The sequence below is a fragment of the Corallococcus sp. CA041A genome, from assembly GCF_003612075.1.
Classification (GTDB): Bacteria; Myxococcota; Myxococcia; order Myxococcales; family Myxococcaceae; genus Corallococcus; species Corallococcus exiguus.
In genome coordinates this window covers 12,981-29,084 of sequence record NZ_RAWF01000030.1, presented here as the reverse complement: position 1 = coordinate 29,084, position 16,104 = coordinate 12,981, and the positions used below count along the sequence as shown (strand labels likewise).

General features: G+C 67.8%; 13 protein-coding genes and 1 tRNA gene. 2 read left to right on the top strand and 12 right to left on the bottom strand.

Translation table 11 applies throughout. The features are described from left to right. Positions 1-17: 17 nt before the first annotated feature. The 7 genes from D7V77_RS08185 to D7V77_RS08155 form a co-directional block, all read right to left on the bottom strand. The gene (locus tag D7V77_RS08185; protein ID WP_120575706.1) at positions 18-680 is read right to left on the bottom strand and encodes a glutathione S-transferase family protein; all 663 of its coding nucleotides are present in this window, start codon (positions 678-680) and stop codon (positions 18-20) included. Between the two features lie 92 nt (positions 681-772). Further along, positions 773-2,587 (bottom strand): acyl-CoA dehydrogenase, encoded by a 1,815-nt coding sequence (locus D7V77_RS08180; RefSeq protein ID WP_120575705.1) that lies wholly within the window; start codon positions 2,585-2,587, stop codon positions 773-775. 101 nt (positions 2,588-2,688) lie between these two features. Then, positions 2,689-5,202 (bottom strand): VIT domain-containing protein, encoded by a 2,514-nt coding sequence (locus tag D7V77_RS08175; RefSeq protein WP_120575704.1) that lies wholly within the window; start codon positions 5,200-5,202, stop codon positions 2,689-2,691. A 145-nt stretch (positions 5,203-5,347) separates the two neighbouring features. Next, on the bottom strand, positions 5,348-6,157 hold the full coding sequence (locus D7V77_RS08170; protein WP_120575703.1) for a hypothetical protein: 810 nt from the start codon (positions 6,155-6,157) through the stop codon (positions 5,348-5,350). A 2-nt stretch (positions 6,158-6,159) separates the two neighbouring features. Beyond that, positions 6,160-7,461: an AAA family ATPase gene (locus D7V77_RS08165; protein WP_120575702.1), complete on the bottom strand. Its 1,302-nt coding sequence runs from the start codon at positions 7,459-7,461 to the stop codon at positions 6,160-6,162. Between the two features lie 126 nt (positions 7,462-7,587). Beyond that, the gene (locus D7V77_RS08160; protein ID WP_120575701.1) at positions 7,588-8,712 is read right to left on the bottom strand and encodes a slipin family protein; all 1,125 of its coding nucleotides are present in this window, start codon (positions 8,710-8,712) and stop codon (positions 7,588-7,590) included. Between the two features lie 267 nt (positions 8,713-8,979). Continuing rightward, positions 8,980-9,049: transfer RNA gene (locus D7V77_RS08155), tRNA-Leu, on the bottom strand. A 405-nt stretch (positions 9,050-9,454) separates the two neighbouring features. Here D7V77_RS08155 and D7V77_RS08150 point away from each other — a divergent pair. Then, on the top strand, positions 9,455-9,757 hold the full coding sequence (locus D7V77_RS08150; protein ID WP_147452012.1) for a hypothetical protein: 303 nt from the start codon (positions 9,455-9,457) through the stop codon (positions 9,755-9,757). On the opposite strand, the gene D7V77_RS08145 is transcribed toward D7V77_RS08150, so the two are convergent. From D7V77_RS08145 to D7V77_RS08135, 3 genes are all read right to left on the bottom strand, one after another. Beyond that, positions 9,754-10,422, bottom strand: a complete 669-nt coding sequence (locus tag D7V77_RS08145) for a class I SAM-dependent methyltransferase (protein ID WP_120575699.1) — start codon at positions 10,420-10,422, stop codon at positions 9,754-9,756. The two genes, D7V77_RS08150 and D7V77_RS08145, sit on opposite strands and share 4 nt — an antisense overlap. 35 nt (positions 10,423-10,457) lie before the next feature. Continuing rightward, entirely contained in the window at positions 10,458-12,602 is a 2,145-nt protein-coding gene (gene glgX, locus D7V77_RS08140) for a glycogen debranching protein GlgX (RefSeq protein ID WP_120575698.1), read from the bottom strand. A 138-nt stretch (positions 12,603-12,740) separates the two neighbouring features. After that, positions 12,741-14,009 (bottom strand): hypothetical protein, encoded by a 1,269-nt coding sequence (locus tag D7V77_RS08135; protein ID WP_120575697.1) that lies wholly within the window; start codon positions 14,007-14,009, stop codon positions 12,741-12,743. 186 nt (positions 14,010-14,195) lie between these two features. Here D7V77_RS08135 and D7V77_RS08130 point away from each other — a divergent pair, with 186 nt between their 5' ends. Then, positions 14,196-14,411 carry a hypothetical protein gene (locus D7V77_RS08130; RefSeq protein ID WP_169820352.1) on the top strand — a complete coding sequence of 72 codons (216 nt, stop codon included), beginning with the start codon at positions 14,196-14,198 and terminating at the stop codon, positions 14,409-14,411. Between the two features lie 155 nt (positions 14,412-14,566). Here D7V77_RS08130 and D7V77_RS08125 read toward each other — a convergent pair whose 3' ends face one another. Together D7V77_RS08125 and D7V77_RS08120 are read right to left on the bottom strand one after the other, a co-directional pair. Continuing rightward, a complete protein-coding gene (locus tag D7V77_RS08125; RefSeq protein ID WP_120575695.1) occupies positions 14,567-15,139 on the bottom strand; it encodes a hypothetical protein in 573 nt (190 codons plus the stop codon). A gap of 223 nt (positions 15,140-15,362) precedes the next feature. Beyond that, complete coding sequence (locus D7V77_RS08120) at positions 15,363-16,079, bottom strand: hypothetical protein (RefSeq protein ID WP_121752247.1); 717 nt, start codon at positions 16,077-16,079, stop codon at positions 15,363-15,365. Between the last annotated feature and the right edge of the window lie 25 nt (positions 16,080-16,104).

The window sequence follows — 16,104 nt, the reverse complement described above, 5'->3', positions numbered from 1 at the left end:
CGCCACGCTGCCCGCGGCTAGCGCGCGCTGCCCGCCGGGACCCCAAGACGCTGCTCATAGGCATCCAGCGTCCGCTGCCAGGCGGGCCGTGCCTCACAGCGCTCGCGATAGGCGGAGACCCGGGGGAAGCCTTCGAGCACGCCCGCGTTGCGCACCTCGCGCAGCACCGTGGTCATCAGGATGTCCGCCACGGTGAACGCCTCGCCGGTGAGATACGGACGCTCCCGCAGCCAGTCCTCGAGCGTGGTCAGGTGGTGCTCGGCGTACTTCACCAAACCGGGACGCCGCTGCGCGCCGGTGGGGTCGGCGTCGCCGAGCAGGTCGACCATGATGAGCTGGGCCATCGGGAGCTCCACGGTGGTGAGCGCGGCGAAGCACCAGCGCATCACCTGGGCGCGGCCCTGGAAATCCGTGGGCATCAACTGGCCCGTCTTCTCCGCCAGGTACAGCAGGATGGCGCCCGTCTCGGTGAGCACGAAGCCGTCGTCATCGAGCACCGGCACCTGGCAGAAGGGGTTCAGCTGCCGGTACACGTCTCCTCGGGTTTCCCCCGCGGGATGGTCCACGCCGTGCACCCGGTAGGGCAGCTCCAGTTCTTCAAGGGCCCACAGGACGCGCAAATCGCGCGTGAGTCCGACGACCTTCGAATGGACGCGGCCAAAGCCATACAGGGTGATCATCCCGGCATTGTCGATGCCGCACCCACCCGCTGTCGATGATCTTGGCCACGTGGCGGCGCGCTTTCGAGAAGCGCGCCGCCAACGCCTGGCCCCTAGAACGACTCTTCCGACAGGTCCATCAGGTCCAGGTTGCCGTTCTCCACCATGCGCGCGGCGTGCGCGATGCCGGGCAGCACCTCATGGCAGTACCAGCGGGCGCTGGCCACCTTGCCGCCGTAGAACGCCTTGTCACCGGGGTTGGTCTTCATCCGCTCCAGCGACACGGCCGCGTGGCGCACCAGCAGCCAGCCGATGATGACCTCCGCCACGGCGAACAGCACGCGGTTGCCCTGGAAGCCCACGTGGTAGACGGACTCGCCCAGCTTGCCCATCAGCGTGCCGAGCATCGTCTGCAGGTGGCCCACCGCCTCGCCCAGCGCGGCGCGCTCGGTCTTCAGCTCCGGACCGCCCTCGTCGCCATCCGCCGTCGCGCGGACACGCTCCAAGAGCCCCATCAGCGTCGCGCCGCCGTCGCGCGCCACCTTGCGCATCAGCAGGTCCAGCGCCTGGATGTGCGTGGTGCCCTCGTAGAGCGAGTCGATCTTCTGGTCCCGGATGTACTGCTCCACCGGGTAGTCCGTGAGGAAGCCCGAACCGCCGTGCACCTGGAGCGACAGGGACAAGAGCTCGTACGCCTTCTCCGAGCCGTATCCCTTCACCAGCGGAAGCAGCATGTCGTTGAGCACGTCCGCCTCGCCCGCCGCGGTGGAGCGGTGGCCTCCCTGGATCTCCACCTGGTCCTGCACGGACGCGGTGAACAGGGCCAGCGCGCGCAGACCTTCCGCGTGCGCCTTCTGCGCCATCAGCATGCGGCGCACGTCCGGGTGCTGGAGGATGTTCACGCGCGGCGCCGTCTTGTCGCGCGCCTTCCCCAGGTCGCTGCCCTGCACGCGGTCCTTCGCGAACGACAGCGCGCGGTAGTAGCCCGCGGACAGCGCGGCCATGGACTTGAGGCCCACCGCCATGCGCGCGTTCTCGATGATGTGGAACATCTGCCGGATGCCGTCGTGCACGTCACCCAGCAGCAGGCCGCGCGTGGGCTTGCCGTCGCCGAACGTCAGCTCGCACGTGACGGACCCCTTCAGGCCCATCTTCTTCTCCAGCTTGGTGCACACGACGTTGTTGTGCTCGCCCAGGCTGCCGTCCTCGTTCACCCAGAACTTGGGCACCACGAACAGCGACAGGCCCTTGGTGCCCGGCGCCGCGCCGTCCGGACGCGCGAGCACCATGTGGATGATGTTCTCCGCGATGTCCGACTCGCCGTTGGTGATGAAGCGCTTGACGCCTTCAATCTCCCAGACGTCGCCGTCCACCTGACGGGCCTTGGTGCGCGCGGCGCCCACGTCGCTGCCCGCGTCCGGCTCCGTCAGCACCATGGAGCCGCTCCAGCGCTTGTCCAGGATGTGCGGCAGGAAGCGCTGCTTCTGCGACTCCGTGCCCAGCTTGTCGATGACGCGCGCCAACAGGTTGCCCAGCGTGAAGAACGCCAGCGCGGGGTTGCTGCCCAGGATCAGCTCGAACGCGGCCCAGCCCAGCGACGGCGGAGCACCCAGGCCGCCCAGGTGCGAGGGGGTCTCCAACAGGTGCATGCCCGCGTCGTAGTAGGCGCCCATCGCGGCCTTGAGGCCGGGGGGCAGCTTCACCTCGCCGTTCTCCAACTTCGGCGGGTTGTGCTCGGACTCGTCGAAGCTCTTCGCCAGCTCCTGCGTGCACAGCTGCGCGAACGTCTGCAGCGTCTGCCGGGCCGCCGTCTCGTCCAGGTCTCCGAAGGGCGCCTTGCCCAGCGACGTATGGCCGATGTCCAGGAACTCGAAGAGGTTGAACTCAATATCGCGGAGGTTGGGCGTGTAGTGCAGGGACGACGACATCGAAGGACTCCTCGCGGCCGGGTGCGAATGAAACAACCCCGCGCCAGTGAAGGCGCGGGGCCAGAAACGGACCGCCAGGGTATCCGAGATTGATTCGCGGGTCAGTCACGCCGAGCGTGGATGACGCGCAGCGTCTCCCGACGCTCGAAGCGATTGCCGGCGGCGTCGCGGGCGACGAACACCAGCTCGTAGGAACCGGCGGGCGTGCCTTCGGGGATGACCAGCGACTTGTTGAAGCGCAGGCCGTCCTGCGAGTCGAGCAGCTGCTGGTCCTCACCGAAGAGGTCGCCGTACACGCTGACCTCCTGCGTGGCCTCCACCGCGTCCACGTCGAACGTCAGCGTGTCACCGGGAGAGACTTCCTTCTGGGAGAGGACGACGTCGAAGTCATTGCCCTGGGAGTCCAGGCGGTAGCGAACCTCGCTGCGCTCCACGCGGCCGTCCGCCAGCTCCGCGATGATGAACACGGTGTAGTAGCCATCCGAGACACCCAGCGGCACGAGGAACCGGCCGCGCCACGAACGGGTGAGCGAGTCGAACGTGAGCGGCTTCACCAGGCCGAAGGGGAAGTAGGCGGTGACGCGGCGGGCGTTGCGCGGGGCGCGCACGGAGATGATGGGGTCGCCGGGGGGAATCTCCTCGCGGCTGAGCGCGCCGGAGACCATGCCGTCGGGGAGCTGCACGGGGACCATCTCGCGGACCGACTCGCCGTTGGGGGCGGTGCGGGCCACCTGCTCCACCGCGACGAAGGAGGTGTAGCGGCTCATCAGGTGGTACTGGAGCGCGGTGTCGGTGATGCCCTGGACGACTTCGGGCGTCTCGCCGCGGTAGCCCTCCACGGTGAACTCCTCGATGCGCTGGCGGGCCCAGAGGCTCTTGAGGGAGTCGTGCTCCGGGGCGACTTCGGGGAAGTGCACGGGCACATCGAAGCGGCGGACCTGGCCACGCACGCGGCCGGAGATGCGGAGGACGCCGTCACCGGTGCCGGTGAACTTGCCCACGAGGAACAGCGGCTGACCGGCGAAGAGGTCCGGCACGGACTTCGGATACACGTCGCTGACGGGCAGGCCGTCGGTGTCCACCACGACCGAGGTAAGGACGGGGCCGCGCATGCGCTGCTCGAACTCGCGGGCGACGTCCTCCTCCGGGCGGTTGAGGTTGACGAGGGTGGAGGCGCCGCGGCCGAGCTCACCCATCTTGGTGATGAGGTAGCGGTTGGTGCTGGAGCCCACGCCAGCGGAGAAGATGCGCGTCTCCTCGCGCATTTGCTCCTGGAGCGTGCTGAGGACCTGCTCGTCACCGCCGATGAGGCCGTCCGTCATGAAGAGCACCATGCGCAGGCGGGCGGGGTCGTTCGGGGGGACCATGGCCTCCTGGGCGGCGATGCGCACGTCGGTGCCGCCACCGCCCCAGAAGTTGGCGACATAGGGCAGGGCGTTCTGGATGTTTTCCTGCGTGGCGGGGACGGCGGTGGGCGCGAACTTGGTCACCTGCGTGTCGAAGTTGAGGACCTGGAAGGTGTCCTCGGGCATCAGGTGGTTGAGCACTTCCTTCGTGATGGCCTTGGACTTCTCGATGGCGAGGCCGGACTGCGAGCAGGACGTGTCGAGCACCATGTAGAGCTCGCGAGGAACGATCTCCCTCTGGGTGGGGGACAGCTGCGGGTTGAGCATCACCAGGAAGTAGCCGTGGTCCGCGCCGGGCTCGCGGTGCATGAGGACGGCGGGGCGGATGAGCGCGTCGGCGACGACGTACTCGAGGATGAAGTCCTTGTTGGGGATGCGGTCATCGCGGCCCAGGCTCACGGTGGCGCGGGACTGGCCATCGCGCTTCACGTCCACGCGGTGGGTGGTGGAGCGCAGCGAGTGGACCGGGAGGCCCGCGTCCAGACGCACGGTGAGCTGGATGTCATGGCCGCTACGCGTGTCGGTGAGGACCGGGGGCGTGATGCGGCTCGCGTCGGGGACGGTGGTGGTGTCGGGCTCCACGCCTTCGCCCTGGCGCGTGGGCAGCGGAGTGCCGCCGATGAAGCGGGGGGCCACGACCATGGGGAAGCTGAAGCGGTAGGTGCCAGCGTCGTAGGTGAGGCGCTCCACGTAGTGGATGCGAACGCGGATGGTCTCGCCGGGAAGGATGTTGGCGACGGACTGGGTGAAGATGTTCGGCCGCTCCTGGTCGAGCAGCGCGGCCGTCTTGCCCTCGGCCTTGGCGCGCTCGTAGGTGTCGCGAGCCTGCTCACGGGTCTGGATGACGCCCGTGATGACGCGCTCGCCGATGTGCATCTCCATGCCATCCACGGCGGCCAGCTCCGGCAGCGGGAAGACGTAGAGCGCTTCAAGGGGCGAGGTGTAGGGGTTCTCGAACACCTGCGTCACGGTGACGGAAGCGAGGAAGCCACTGACCTCCGCGTCCACCTCCGTGCGCTTGAGGCTGAAGGTGCGCGGCTCGGTGTTCGGGCACGCGGTGTCGTCCGCCTGCTGCGGCTGCGCACGGAAGCGAGCCACCAGGGTGCCCTGGGCGACGCCCGCGGTGGGCGAAGCGGCCGGGGGGCAGGGTTGCGCGGAGGCCGGGACGGCCAGAAGGCAGACGAAGAGCGTGGCGAGCAGGACTCGCATGGTCGGGAACCTTGGTTTCAGGGTGTGCCCGGGGACATTGCAGCCCCCGGGCCAACCCTGGTTCCCCTCTGAAAAGGCTATGAGTGGGGGCCCTGGGAGACAGTCCGGGCGTGGGCCCGTGGCTGGCGAGCCACAGGGTCTGGCGCTACCAGCCGAGGGCTTCGGGAGCCGCTTCGAACAGGCGCTTCAGCTCCGGGACGAGCTGGCGCTGACGCTTCATCTCCCGCCAGACCGTGGCGTGTTGGCGCGTCTTGATGTCGTGCGCTAGGTGCTGGAGATGCTCGGGGGCGTGGCCATGGGCGCGCTCTTGGACGTATCCCTTGAGATGCGCGTAGAAGTCTCGATAGGCGCTATAGCGCGCACGCGGGAGCACTTCTCGGCTGTTGAGGCCGAGAAGCTGGATGGTGTACTTCGCGCGCTGGTACGCCACTGTGCCCGGTGCTGCGGTGGCGGTGAAGAGGAAGGTCTGCCGGATCTCCAGGCTCATGAAGTCCATGGGATCATCCACGCGAGGATCCAGCAGCACGGGCGTGCCAGAGATAGGAGGAACCACGGGCGCATTGCGGCGGCGACCCACGTCCGTTTGGACGCCTGTTCCCTGGGTGAAGACCGCGAAGCGGCTGTTCTTGGGCCCGTTGCAGGGGCCGCAGGCATACAGATAGTTCATCCAGGCGAAGGCCAGTTCTGGATACAGGGCCTTGGGACGGATGTGCTCCACCTCGTCGGCCAGCGAGTCCTCGCAGTATGCGCAGCGTTGGACCCCCACGCACATCTTCGACAGGGTTGTCTTGATGGTGTCGAAGGTCGGATGGCCCTTCTTGTTCAGGCTGCTGAATCGCTCCTTCGCGCGCTCTACGCGCGTCGCGTAGTCGGGAAGCGAATCAATTTCCTGCTGGTAGCCCTTGAGCTGCGTGTTGGCGGGCTCCGGCAGTGGAAGGTTCGGGAGGTGGATCAAGGCTACGGCACCTCCGTGTCGGACGGAAGGGCACTGGATGCAGTGGGGAGCTGCGCGCGCAGTTGCTGTTGTTCCGCCTGCTCCTCGGGGGACAGGCCCTGCGCGAGTTCCTTCTGGTTAAGGATGGCGAGCCGCTCAAGCTTTTCCATCGCTTCAGGCGAACGCAGTGGCACGTCGCCAAAAGCCCCAGTGCTGTAGGCGTCCAGGACGTTGCCGTAAAGGAGACGGTCGAGTGCGACTCCCGTGACCATGCCCGCTGCTTCGTCACTGCCTGGTCTGGGAAGGCGGAACACGCTACCCACGGTAGCGGCTTGGCAGATGAGCGGGCTATGTGTCGTCACAATGAATTGAATTTTTGGAAAATGCTCACGGAACCATCGACCTACTCGGCGCTGCCACATCGGGTGTAGATGTGTATCCACTTCGTCAATAAGTACAACGCCTGGGACGACTATTGTTGTTGGGTCCTCATGTGCAAAAATCGCATCTGCGCCGTATGTTTTTGCAAGTTGGCGAATTAGTTCGAACGTCATGCTTAGGATTGAGCGGTATCCATCGCTCAAATTCTCAACAGGCACTTCACAGTTGTTTCCATCGACGAATCGGACGCCTCTCGATGAGATGGATTCGAGATGGGCCTCGTTGGGAAGAAAATCAGGCTGGTTTATGAAGTCTTTTAGAGGGTCAAGGAAATTACCCTCTTCATCACCTTCAAGTTTTTTGAACTGAAGGAGTTTGAGCCACTCCAAGCACTCGGATAGTGCGACGGATTCGCCAAATACAGAGAGATGACGCGCAAGCTTGGGGTTAGAGTAGAATAGTTTTTCCTGGTCTTTGTCTCCGCCGGTGAAGCGGCGAAAAGGACCATAGGATGCACAAAACCAGCCATATCCATCACCCCAGATGTTTCGATCCGGGTTGAGGCGCTGTAGCGGGATTCGAGAAAGCTGGACTTGATCGGGATTACTAGCGGATCGATCAAGCTGGAGACCTGCAGCCAGGAAAAAGTTCTTGGGCGGCTTCCCCTTCCCGGAAAACCAGTCGTAATCCTTATCCCAATCAAGAACGAGCTTGATGTGGCCGTGGTCTGCTCCCGAGCGAAGCCAGTCGTTCCATTCTTGGCGTAGTGCGACGGCTTCTTGAGGCCCAACTAGTGCTAGGGCAAGTGACCGAAGAAAAGAACTCTTGCCGGCTCCATTGTCCCCGATGACTACATGCCATCCAGGCATGGGTATACCGGGTAGCTCCCACTTGAGCGACTCAATGGACCGGATATTAGAAAGTTCGACCTCTTTCACGTACATGCGCCCTAGCTCGCCCGAAACGGGGGGAGGGGTCAACCGATAGCGGTACCGCTACGAGACCCGCTGAACGCACGAAGGCCCCCGGACCGCACTTCCGGTCCGAGGGCCTCGACTTTCACAGGAACCTCAGCCGCCCTTGAGCTGGAGCGTGGGCACCGCGCCCTCGCCCAGCACCAAGTGGACCTGACCCACCTTCGCGGCCAGGTCCTTGTACGCCTCCAGCTCCTTGAGCCGCACGAGCAGCGGGTTCTCCGCGAGCACCTTCGCCGTCTGTGCCATGGAGCGCGTCGCCGCCGTCTCCTCGCGCCGCAGGATGACGTTGGCCTCCGCCTCCTTCTGCGCCTGGATGACCCGGTTGAGCAGGTCCTTCATCTCCTTCGGCAGCACCACGTCCTTGATGCCGAAGCGCAGCAGCTCCAGACCCACGCCCTCCGCCCCTGACTTCACCTGCGCGTACAGCTCCGTGGACACCGCCTCACGCGCCGCCAGCAACTCGTCCAGCGTGCGCGTGGACACGGCCTCGCGCGCAGCGAGCTGCATCGCCAGGTAGAGGATTTCATCCGGCGCCCGTGCCACCACCGCCAGCCGCCGCGCATCCACCACCCGGTACGCCGCGGACAGGTTGAGCCGCAGCGTCACGCGGTCCTTGGTCATCACCTCCTGACCGGTGACGTGGAGCAGCTTCTCGCGCAGGTCGATGACCGCGAACTGCACTTTGTGCGCGACCGTCCACGCCGCGTGCCGGCCCGGCGGCAGCACCGCGTCCAGCACGCCGTTCACGTACCGCAGCGCCACCGTGCCCTCCGTGGCCGTGGTCTCCACGTAGTCACTGGCCGGAATCAGCGCGCGCACCTCGTCCCGCGGGGGCTCCGTCGCCACCCCGGACACGTCCACGCGCTCCACCCGCACCGTCGGCGTCTCGGGCCGACCGGTTCGACCGGGCAGCCGCTGCGCCGTCCACACCTGGTGCTGTCCCCGCCCCAGCCACCGCACCGGCTGGCCGTGATGGAAGACCACCGCGCGCTCGTCCGCGCCCAGCTCCAGCACCTGGAGGTCCTTCTCCGGCACCAACGCGAGCTTCGCTTCATCCAGCCGGGTGACGGGCGGCTCCAGCGGCACGCGCTCGTAGCGGACGTTCTGGAACGGACGCACCACCCAGTGCCGGCCCGGCCCCAGGTACTGCTCCGCCTTCCCGTTCACCACCACGAACAGCCGCTCGTTCTGCGCCACTTCCACCCGACCGATGCCCATGACACGTCACCTCGACGACAAGAAAAGAGTGCAGCCCGGCTGCTGGAGAAAAGGACCCCGCCGCCCCACGAGCGCTTCGCGCGAACAGACCGTCCGGATCCGCGTTCAGCCTCCCGAACCTCCGCACCGGATGCAGGTCACGGACGGCGACCGGAGCGTTCCGCGAACAGCACGGAAGCCTCTGGACACCCTGGCGACCGGCCAGTGTGCGGCGTGGGGAGGAGGACGCGGTGGACTCGCGTTGGCACCAGCGGAAACGACGGGGTCCGGCGAACGAAGGAGTCGAACCTTCGAATGCGAGATCTTGAGTCTCGTGCTCTACCGTTGAGCGAGTTCGGGTTTTTGCCCAGCCAAGGGCAGCCATGCGCGCCTCACGGTGGCGTGCGACCGGTACGGCCTTCGATAGCGGCAGGAACACCCGGAGGTGATGGCCGTGAGGAACGTCCGAGTCTCATGCACCGGCGCAAAGCGCCCCCGCATGGAACCGGACGCCTCGGGACAACCCCGTGCGCCCCCCTGAAGCTGCCGACGGGCCTCTGGACGCGGGCGTGCGAAAATCCTGACGGCCCATGTCCCAGACCCTGGGGCTCAGGTGTCCAAGCGCTGCGTGCTCCATGCGCCATTTCGGGGACACATGAATCGAGCCGTTTGGGTCGTGATGCTGGGAATGAGCTGTGCGCTGCTCGGGGCCTGTGGGGAGGAAAGCGCTGGGGACGAAGACCCCGGCTGGCGCTTGGGGGCCATGAAGCTGCGGATCTCCATGGGAGAGGATCCCTGCCCCGTGGTGACGGCGACGGTGACCCTGCTGTCGGGTGATGGGCGCCCGACAATGGGGCCCCTATCGCTCAACGTGAGGGATGGCGTCATCGAGGGCGTGACCCTCCCCTACGTCTACGAGTCGAGTGCCTGGTGGGTGCAAGTGCATGCCTACGACAGCAACGGCAACAACGTGTGCAGCGGGGACGACCCGGGCACAGGCGTGCACGAGGGGCGAACGACGTCCGTGTACATCAAGATGCACTGCGCGTTTCCGAATTGCCCCTAGCCGCCGCGCGTCACGTCCCACCAGCCGAACCACATCACACGCTCCTCGGCCATCAGCTCCCAGCCCGGTCCGTGCACGTACTCGCGCACGCGGAGCCCCGCTGCCTCCACCGCGCGCGCCGTCTCCTCCGCGCTCCACAGGTGCAGCGTCACGTCCGTGTCCGCCGTATGCACCCGTCGCGTGGACGCTTCATGCGCCTCCAGTCCGGACCTGCGCTCCAGCACCGTGAACAGCATCCGCGCGCCCGGCTTCAACACCCTGCCCATGTGCCCCAGCACGCGCGGCAGGTCATCACAGAAGTCCAGGCAGCCAATGGCCAGCGCGACATCGAACGTGCCCAGGTCCTCCGGCACCGGATCCAGATAGCTGTGCACGCGCCACGTGCCGGACGGCCTTGAGCGCTTCGCCAACTCGAGCATCTCTGGCGCCAGGTCCAGGCCCACCACGTCCACGGACGCGTCCAACCCGCGAGTGTGCAGGCCCGGGCCACAGCCCACGTCCAGCACGCGCATCCCCGGCTTCACCACGTCCGCGAGGAAGCGCTCCACCCGGTCGCCATACCGGTGCAGCGACGGGTAGAGCACCTCGTAGGCGGAGGCGATCTCCCCGTACACCCGCGCGACGGCGGCCTCTTCACTCCTGCCGCCGTCCCCTTCGTCCGCCATGCCGTGCGCTCCTGATCAACAGCGCGGGCACCGTATCACGGCGTGTTGTTGCTTCCCGGCTTGCGGAACACCGCGAGCGACCGCCCGGCCATCTCGAACTTCCCGGGCTTCATCTCTTCATCGCCGCGCTTGTCGTCCGCCGTGTACAGCTCCAGCCGCCACGCGCCGCCCTCGCCCGGCGGCGGCACCGTGAACGGCACCGTGTCGTGGTGCGCGTTGAGCAGCACCAGCAGCGAGTCGCCGTTCACGCGCTGGCCCCGCTCGTCCGGCGTGGGGATGGCGTCGCCGCCCAGGAGGAACGCCAGCGAGCGCACGAAGGGCTTCTGCCAGTCCTCCGCGCCCATCTCCGTGCCGTCTGGCCGGAACCACGCCAGGTCCTTGTGCTCGGACTCCCACAGGTGCTCGCCCTGGAAGAAGCGGCGGCGCTGCAGCACCGGCTGCCCGTGGCGGAACTGGATGAGCTTGCGCGTGAACTCCAGGAGGTCCTGGCGCGTCTTGTCCAGGTTCCAGTCCACCCACGACAGCTCGTTGTCCTGGCAGTAGGCGTTGTTGTTGCCCTGCTGCGTGCGGCCCATCTCGTCGCCCGCGACAATCATCGGCACGCCCGTGGACAGGAACAGCGACGCCATCAGGTTGCGCTTCTGGCGCTCGCGCAGGGAGATGATGTCCTTGTTGTCCGTCTCTCCCTCCACGCCGCAGTTCCACGCCTGGTTGTCATCCGCGCCGTCGCGGTTGTGCTCGCCGTTGGCCTCGTTGTGCTTGCTGCTGTACGTGACCAGGTCGTGCAGCGTGAAGCCGTCATGCGCGGTGACGAAGTTGATGGACGCCTGTGGACGCCTCCGCGCCGCCGCGAACAGGTCCGCGCTGCCCGTGAGCCGGTAGCCCACCTCCGAGGCCTGGTTCTCGTCGCCCTTCCAGTACTTGCGCAGCGCGTCCCGGTACTTGCCGTTCCACTCGTGCCACGGCGACGGGAAGCCGCCCACCTGGTAGCCGCCGAGCCCCACGTCCCACGGCTCCGCGATGAGCTTCACGCGGGAGAGCACCGGGTCCTGGTTGATGATCTGGAAGATGGGCGCGTTCGGGTCGTAGCCACCCTTGCCCACCCGGCCCAGCACCGTGGCCAGGTCGAAGCGGAACCCGTCCACGTGCATCTCCTCCACCCAGTAGCGCAGCGAGTCCACGATGAAGCGCGCCGTCTGCGGGTTGGAGGCGTTGAGGCTGTTTCCGCACCCCGTGAAGTCCAGGTAGTGCCGCGCCTCCGGCATGGTCCAGTAGTACGACGCGTTGTCGATGCCCTTGAACGACAGCGTGGGCCCCAGGTGGTTGCCCTCGCACGTGTGGTTGTACACGACGTCGAGAATCACCTCGATGCCCGCCGAGTGCAGCGACTTCACCATCGACTTGAACTCCGCCACCGCGCCGCCCGGCGTCTTGCGGCTGGCGTAGCGCTGCTCGGGCGCGAAGTAGTTCAGCGTGCTGTAGCCCCAGTAGTTCGACAGGCCCTTGTCGTTGAGGAACGAGTCGTCCGCGAACCCCTGCACCGGCAACAGCTCCACCGCGGTGACGCCCAGCTTCTGCAGGTGCTCGATGATGGCCGGCGAGCCCAGGCCCGCGTACGTGCCGCGCTGGTGCTCCGGCACGCCCGGGTGGCGCATGGTGAGGCCGCGCACGTGGGCTTCGTAGATGACCGTCTTGCGCCACGGGATGTCCAGGCGCCGGTCATTGCCCCAGTCGAAGAAGTCGCTCACCACCACGCCCTTGGGCATGCCGGCCGCGCTGTCGCGCTCGTCGCGCATCAGGTCCTTCTTCGGATGATCCAGGGGGTAGCCGAACACCGGCTGCTTCCAGTTCACCTCGCCGTGCAGCGCCTTGGCGTAGGGGTCCACGAGCAGCTTGTGCGGGTTGCAGCGGTGCCCCTTCTCCGGCTCGTAGGGGCCGTGCACTCGCAGGCCGTACAGCGTCCCGGGCTCCAGGTCCGGCACGTAGCCGTGCCAGACGAACTCCGTGCTCGTCGGCAGGTCGAAGCGTTCAATCTCCTTCGTCGGGTCCGCCCGGTCGAAGAGGCACACCTCCACGCGGGTGGCCACCTGCGAATAGACCGCGAAGTTGGTTCCCGCGCCGTCGAAGGTCGCGCCACGAGGCCAGGGCTTGCCCGGCCAGATCTCCCGCTTGCCGCTCATGCGTCTCACTCGATTCCGTGGGGAAAACCGCCGCCGGAATGTGGGTGCGACTGCGCGATGCGGCAAGACGTCCGGGTGTGCTGACTGTCCACCGGACAGCGCTCTGGCAAGTGGTCGGTGCTGAAACGACCTGCCCTGTCAGGCGGCGACAGCGTGGTCCAATGAACGCCAGGTGCCCAGGGCCCAGTCCTGCTCGTCTGGATCATCGAAGCTCACGACGCAGAGGGCGCGGCGGCTGCCGGAGCGGCACAGGGCCGTCAGCCGGCACTCGCCGGGACCCACGTGCAGGGACGCGCGGCCGCTGACGCGGGCGCCGTGGTGCTCCAGCTCCAGGGCCTTTCGCTCCGGGCTGGTGGGCGCCAGCTGCTCCTCCGCGGAGTCCTCCAGGGGCACCACGCGCACGGTGCGGCGATGGTCGCGGGCCACCCAGCTGCCGTCCTGCAGTCGCGACTCCGCCAGCGAGCCGGGGATGCGAATTTCCCAGCCCTCCGGGAGCGCCACCTGCACGGAGCCCCGCCGGTAGCCGATGGACGGCCCCACGCCGGGCGACTCCAGGGCGCGGCGGTGGACCTCCTCCGCCACCGTCCCTCCCATGCCCAGGTATCCGAGCACCTCCTGCCACTCGCGCCACGGGTAGGGGAGCGAAGGGTCCTCGCGCCAGGCCTGCTCCAGCAGCCGGGCCACGTCGCGCAGGCGCTGGCGCTCCTCCTCCAGGAGCGGCGGGCGCCAGACGACGTCCGTCCACAGCCGGCACAAGGCGCGCGTGAAGCGCTCGCGGGCGTCCACGCCGGGGTTCCACCAGGGGAACACGTCCGTGCCCTGTCGCGGGTCTTCGTGCACGGTGCGCAGCCAGCGCTCGTCGCGAGGCCCCAGGGGCGTGAGCAGCGCGCCCGGGTGCTGGAAGGTGTGGCCGAAGCGCATGGACAGCGCGAAGCCGGAGTTGCCCAGGCTGCGCATGCGCAGCACCTGCCCCACCGAGTGCTGGAGCCAGCCCAGGAAGTGCTTCTCCACCAGGTCCACGTCGCCAGTGTGGAAGTAGCCCGTGGCGTCACCCACGCCCACGTCCTCGTCGGGCGGAGCCCAGGAGATGCCGTTCAGGTCGCCCAACCCCTTGAGCAGGTCCACCAGATAGCGGTGGTAGCCGGGCCCCGCGGCGCTGGTGTCCGCGGACACGACGATGCGCTCCTGGGTCGTCGCGAGCAGTGACACCTCCGCCGCGGCCGGGTGCAGGCGCAGGCGCAGCACGGGCGCGCCCTGGGGGCCCTCCTTGATGCGGGTCCCCTCCAGCACGTCCGCGGCCACCTGCTGGAACCAGGCTTCCACGCGCTGCAGCCAGGACAGGGGCGCCTCCGGGGGGGCGAACAGCGGATCGCTTGCTCCTCGTCGGCCTGCCAGCAACAGCTTCATGCGTTGGACGCTTTCGGTTCGGGTGCGGGTGCGCGCTGCCTGGACCTCTTTGGATAAGCCCCCGGCTGCTCCCTGTCATCCAAGAGAAACGCATTCTGGAGGTCGGGGGGCATGCGGGCGGGGGTGCGCCCGGTGGCGGAAACCCCCGGTCCGCCCCAACCTCAGAGGGGAAAGGAGGCGTTCGTCATGAGCAAGAAAGACGTGTTGCACATTCCCTTGGAGGGGCTGCCTCCCGCGCCGGCGCGCGAAGCCGGGACGGAAGAGGATGAGCAGCAGGAGCGCCGCACGCCGTCCACCTTCGACCCGGGTGGGGGTCCCGGCAATGGGCCGGGTGACAACGGGAGCCCGCGCATCATCGAACCGGTGGGCCAGCCCTACTCGCCAGGCGTCAAGGTGACCTGATCATCTCAGGTCTCGCTGTCTCCATGACCCCGCTGACGCCTTTCGCGCGTCGGCGGGGTCTTGTTGTTCGCGCGTGCAAGGCCGGACGCTGGAAACGGCGAAGCGCCCGCGACCGGTGAAGGTCACGGGCGCTTCCATGTCCACCCCGAGGGGGACTAGCGCGTGGTGCCGTTGTTGGGCGCCATCGTGCCGGTGGAGTCCGGCACCGGCGTGGTCATGTTGCCCTTGGCGCCGGAGTTGTTCGGGTCGAGCGTGGAGTCGTTGGGCAGGCTGCTGTCGTCCGGGATGGCGCTGTCGTCCGGATCCAGGCCGGAGCCGCCCGTGCCCGGCTCGGTCATCTCGCCGTCGTGCACGCCGGGCTCGGCCTCACCGGTGCCCGCGCCGCCAGTGCCCGGGTCCAGGGTGCCGTCGTTCGTGGCGGGCGGCAGCGTGGAGTCATCCGTGTTGCCGGAGCCGCCGGTGTCCATGTCCGACGGAGGCAGCGTCGTGTCCGGCGACGTGCTGCCCGTGTCGTAGCCGGAGCCGCCGCTGCTGGGAGGCGGCGTGGTGGTGGTGCCGGAGCCGGACGTGTCCGTCCCCGTGCCGCTGGAGTCCGTGCCCATGGTGGAGTCGGAGGCCGGCTCGGTGCCGCGCGTCGCGGATTGATCCGACTTACATCCCGTACCGAGCGCGAGCGCACCCGCGAGAACCGCCGCCACCGTCAGCTGGGTCTTCAGGAACTTCTTCATGTGGATTCCCCCGATAGGAGCTCTGACTGCTTGAAAGGTCGTGGCTGCCTGCACGACCGAAAGTGAGCAGGCCTCGGGATGTGTGCAGGGGTGGCTCATTCGCCTGCTTGCTCGGGGAACGGCATGGGCGGCCGCGAGGGGAGGGTTGCGCGGGACGGGGTTGTCCACCGTGCCCCACGCCCGATGGCTCGGAGTGCGAGCCAGGGAGCCCGGCCCACGGGGCTCAAGGACTCGGGGGCTGGAGCACGCTGCCGCCACCGAGCGGCGTCACGGAGTTGCTGGACGTGTTGCTGTCCGGCGTCAGCGGGTTGCCTCCTGGCGACGGCGTGGTGGGCTGTGAGCTGGTGATTTCCGGTGGCGTCAGGCCCGTGGCTGGAGGTAGCACCGCGCCCGTGCTGGACATGGTGCCCGTCGGAGTTCCCGGCGTGACGGTGCTGATGGAGGCGCCCGGCAGCGTGGTGCCGGGGGTCGTCGTCGCGGGCGGCAGCAGCGCGCCCGTGGTGGCGGTGGAGCCCGTGGAACCCGCCACGGTGGTGCTGGTGCCGGGAGCCAGCACCGCGCCGGTCCCTGTCACGGTGGTGGCCGAACCGGGCGCGACCACCGTACCGCCGCCCGTCACGGTGGTGGCATTGCCGGGGCCAGGCGGCACGTACTCCGTTGTGTTGCCGGAGACGGACGGCTGGGTGCCGTACGGCTGCGGAATCACCGCGCCCGTGCTCGTGCCGCTGCCGCCCGCGCCCACGCTGGTGACGTCGCCAAGGGGCTGCGTCACCTGGTTGTCCAACGCGCCTCCCATGGGGGCGGGCGTGCCCGGCGGGGCCCCCGGGTTCGGCTGGCTGGTGGTGATGGCGCTCGCGGAGTTCGGATCCACCTGCGCGTTCGCGGTGCCCAGCGCCAGGGTGCCCGCCGCCACGCTCATCCAGATCCATTGCTGAGACATCGCTTCCGCTCCTTGTGGCTGTGGG

What these genes read in the sequence shown, in the direction of transcription:
- D7V77_RS08185 (WP_120575706.1), bottom strand. Translation starts at nt 680, where the DNA reads ATGATCACCCTGTATGGCTTTGGCCGCGTCCATTCGAAGGTCGTCGGA.
- D7V77_RS08180 (WP_120575705.1), bottom strand. Translation starts at nt 2,587, where the DNA reads ATGTCGTCGTCCCTGCACTACACGCCCAACCTCCGCGATATTGAGTTC.
- D7V77_RS08175 (WP_120575704.1), bottom strand. Translation starts at nt 5,202, where the DNA reads ATGCGAGTCCTGCTCGCCACGCTCTTCGTCTGCCTTCTGGCCGTCCCG.
- D7V77_RS08165 (WP_120575702.1), bottom strand. Translation starts at nt 7,461, where the DNA reads ATGTACGTGAAAGAGGTCGAACTTTCTAATATCCGGTCCATTGAGTCG.
- D7V77_RS08160 (WP_120575701.1), bottom strand. Translation starts at nt 8,712, where the DNA reads ATGGGCATCGGTCGGGTGGAAGTGGCGCAGAACGAGCGGCTGTTCGTG.
- D7V77_RS08150 (WP_147452012.1), top strand. Translation starts at nt 9,455, where the DNA reads ATGAAGCTGCGGATCTCCATGGGAGAGGATCCCTGCCCCGTGGTGACG.
- D7V77_RS08145 (WP_120575699.1), bottom strand. Translation starts at nt 10,422, where the DNA reads ATGGCGGACGAAGGGGACGGCGGCAGGAGTGAAGAGGCCGCCGTCGCG.
- glgX (WP_120575698.1), bottom strand. Translation starts at nt 12,602, where the DNA reads ATGAGCGGCAAGCGGGAGATCTGGCCGGGCAAGCCCTGGCCTCGTGGC.
- D7V77_RS08135 (WP_120575697.1), bottom strand. Translation starts at nt 14,009, where the DNA reads ATGAAGCTGTTGCTGGCAGGCCGACGAGGAGCAAGCGATCCGCTGTTC.
- D7V77_RS08130 (WP_169820352.1), top strand. Translation starts at nt 14,196, where the DNA reads ATGAGCAAGAAAGACGTGTTGCACATTCCCTTGGAGGGGCTGCCTCCC.
- D7V77_RS08125 (WP_120575695.1), bottom strand. Translation starts at nt 15,139, where the DNA reads ATGAAGAAGTTCCTGAAGACCCAGCTGACGGTGGCGGCGGTTCTCGCG.
- D7V77_RS08120 (WP_121752247.1), bottom strand. Translation starts at nt 16,079, where the DNA reads ATGTCTCAGCAATGGATCTGGATGAGCGTGGCGGCGGGCACCCTGGCG.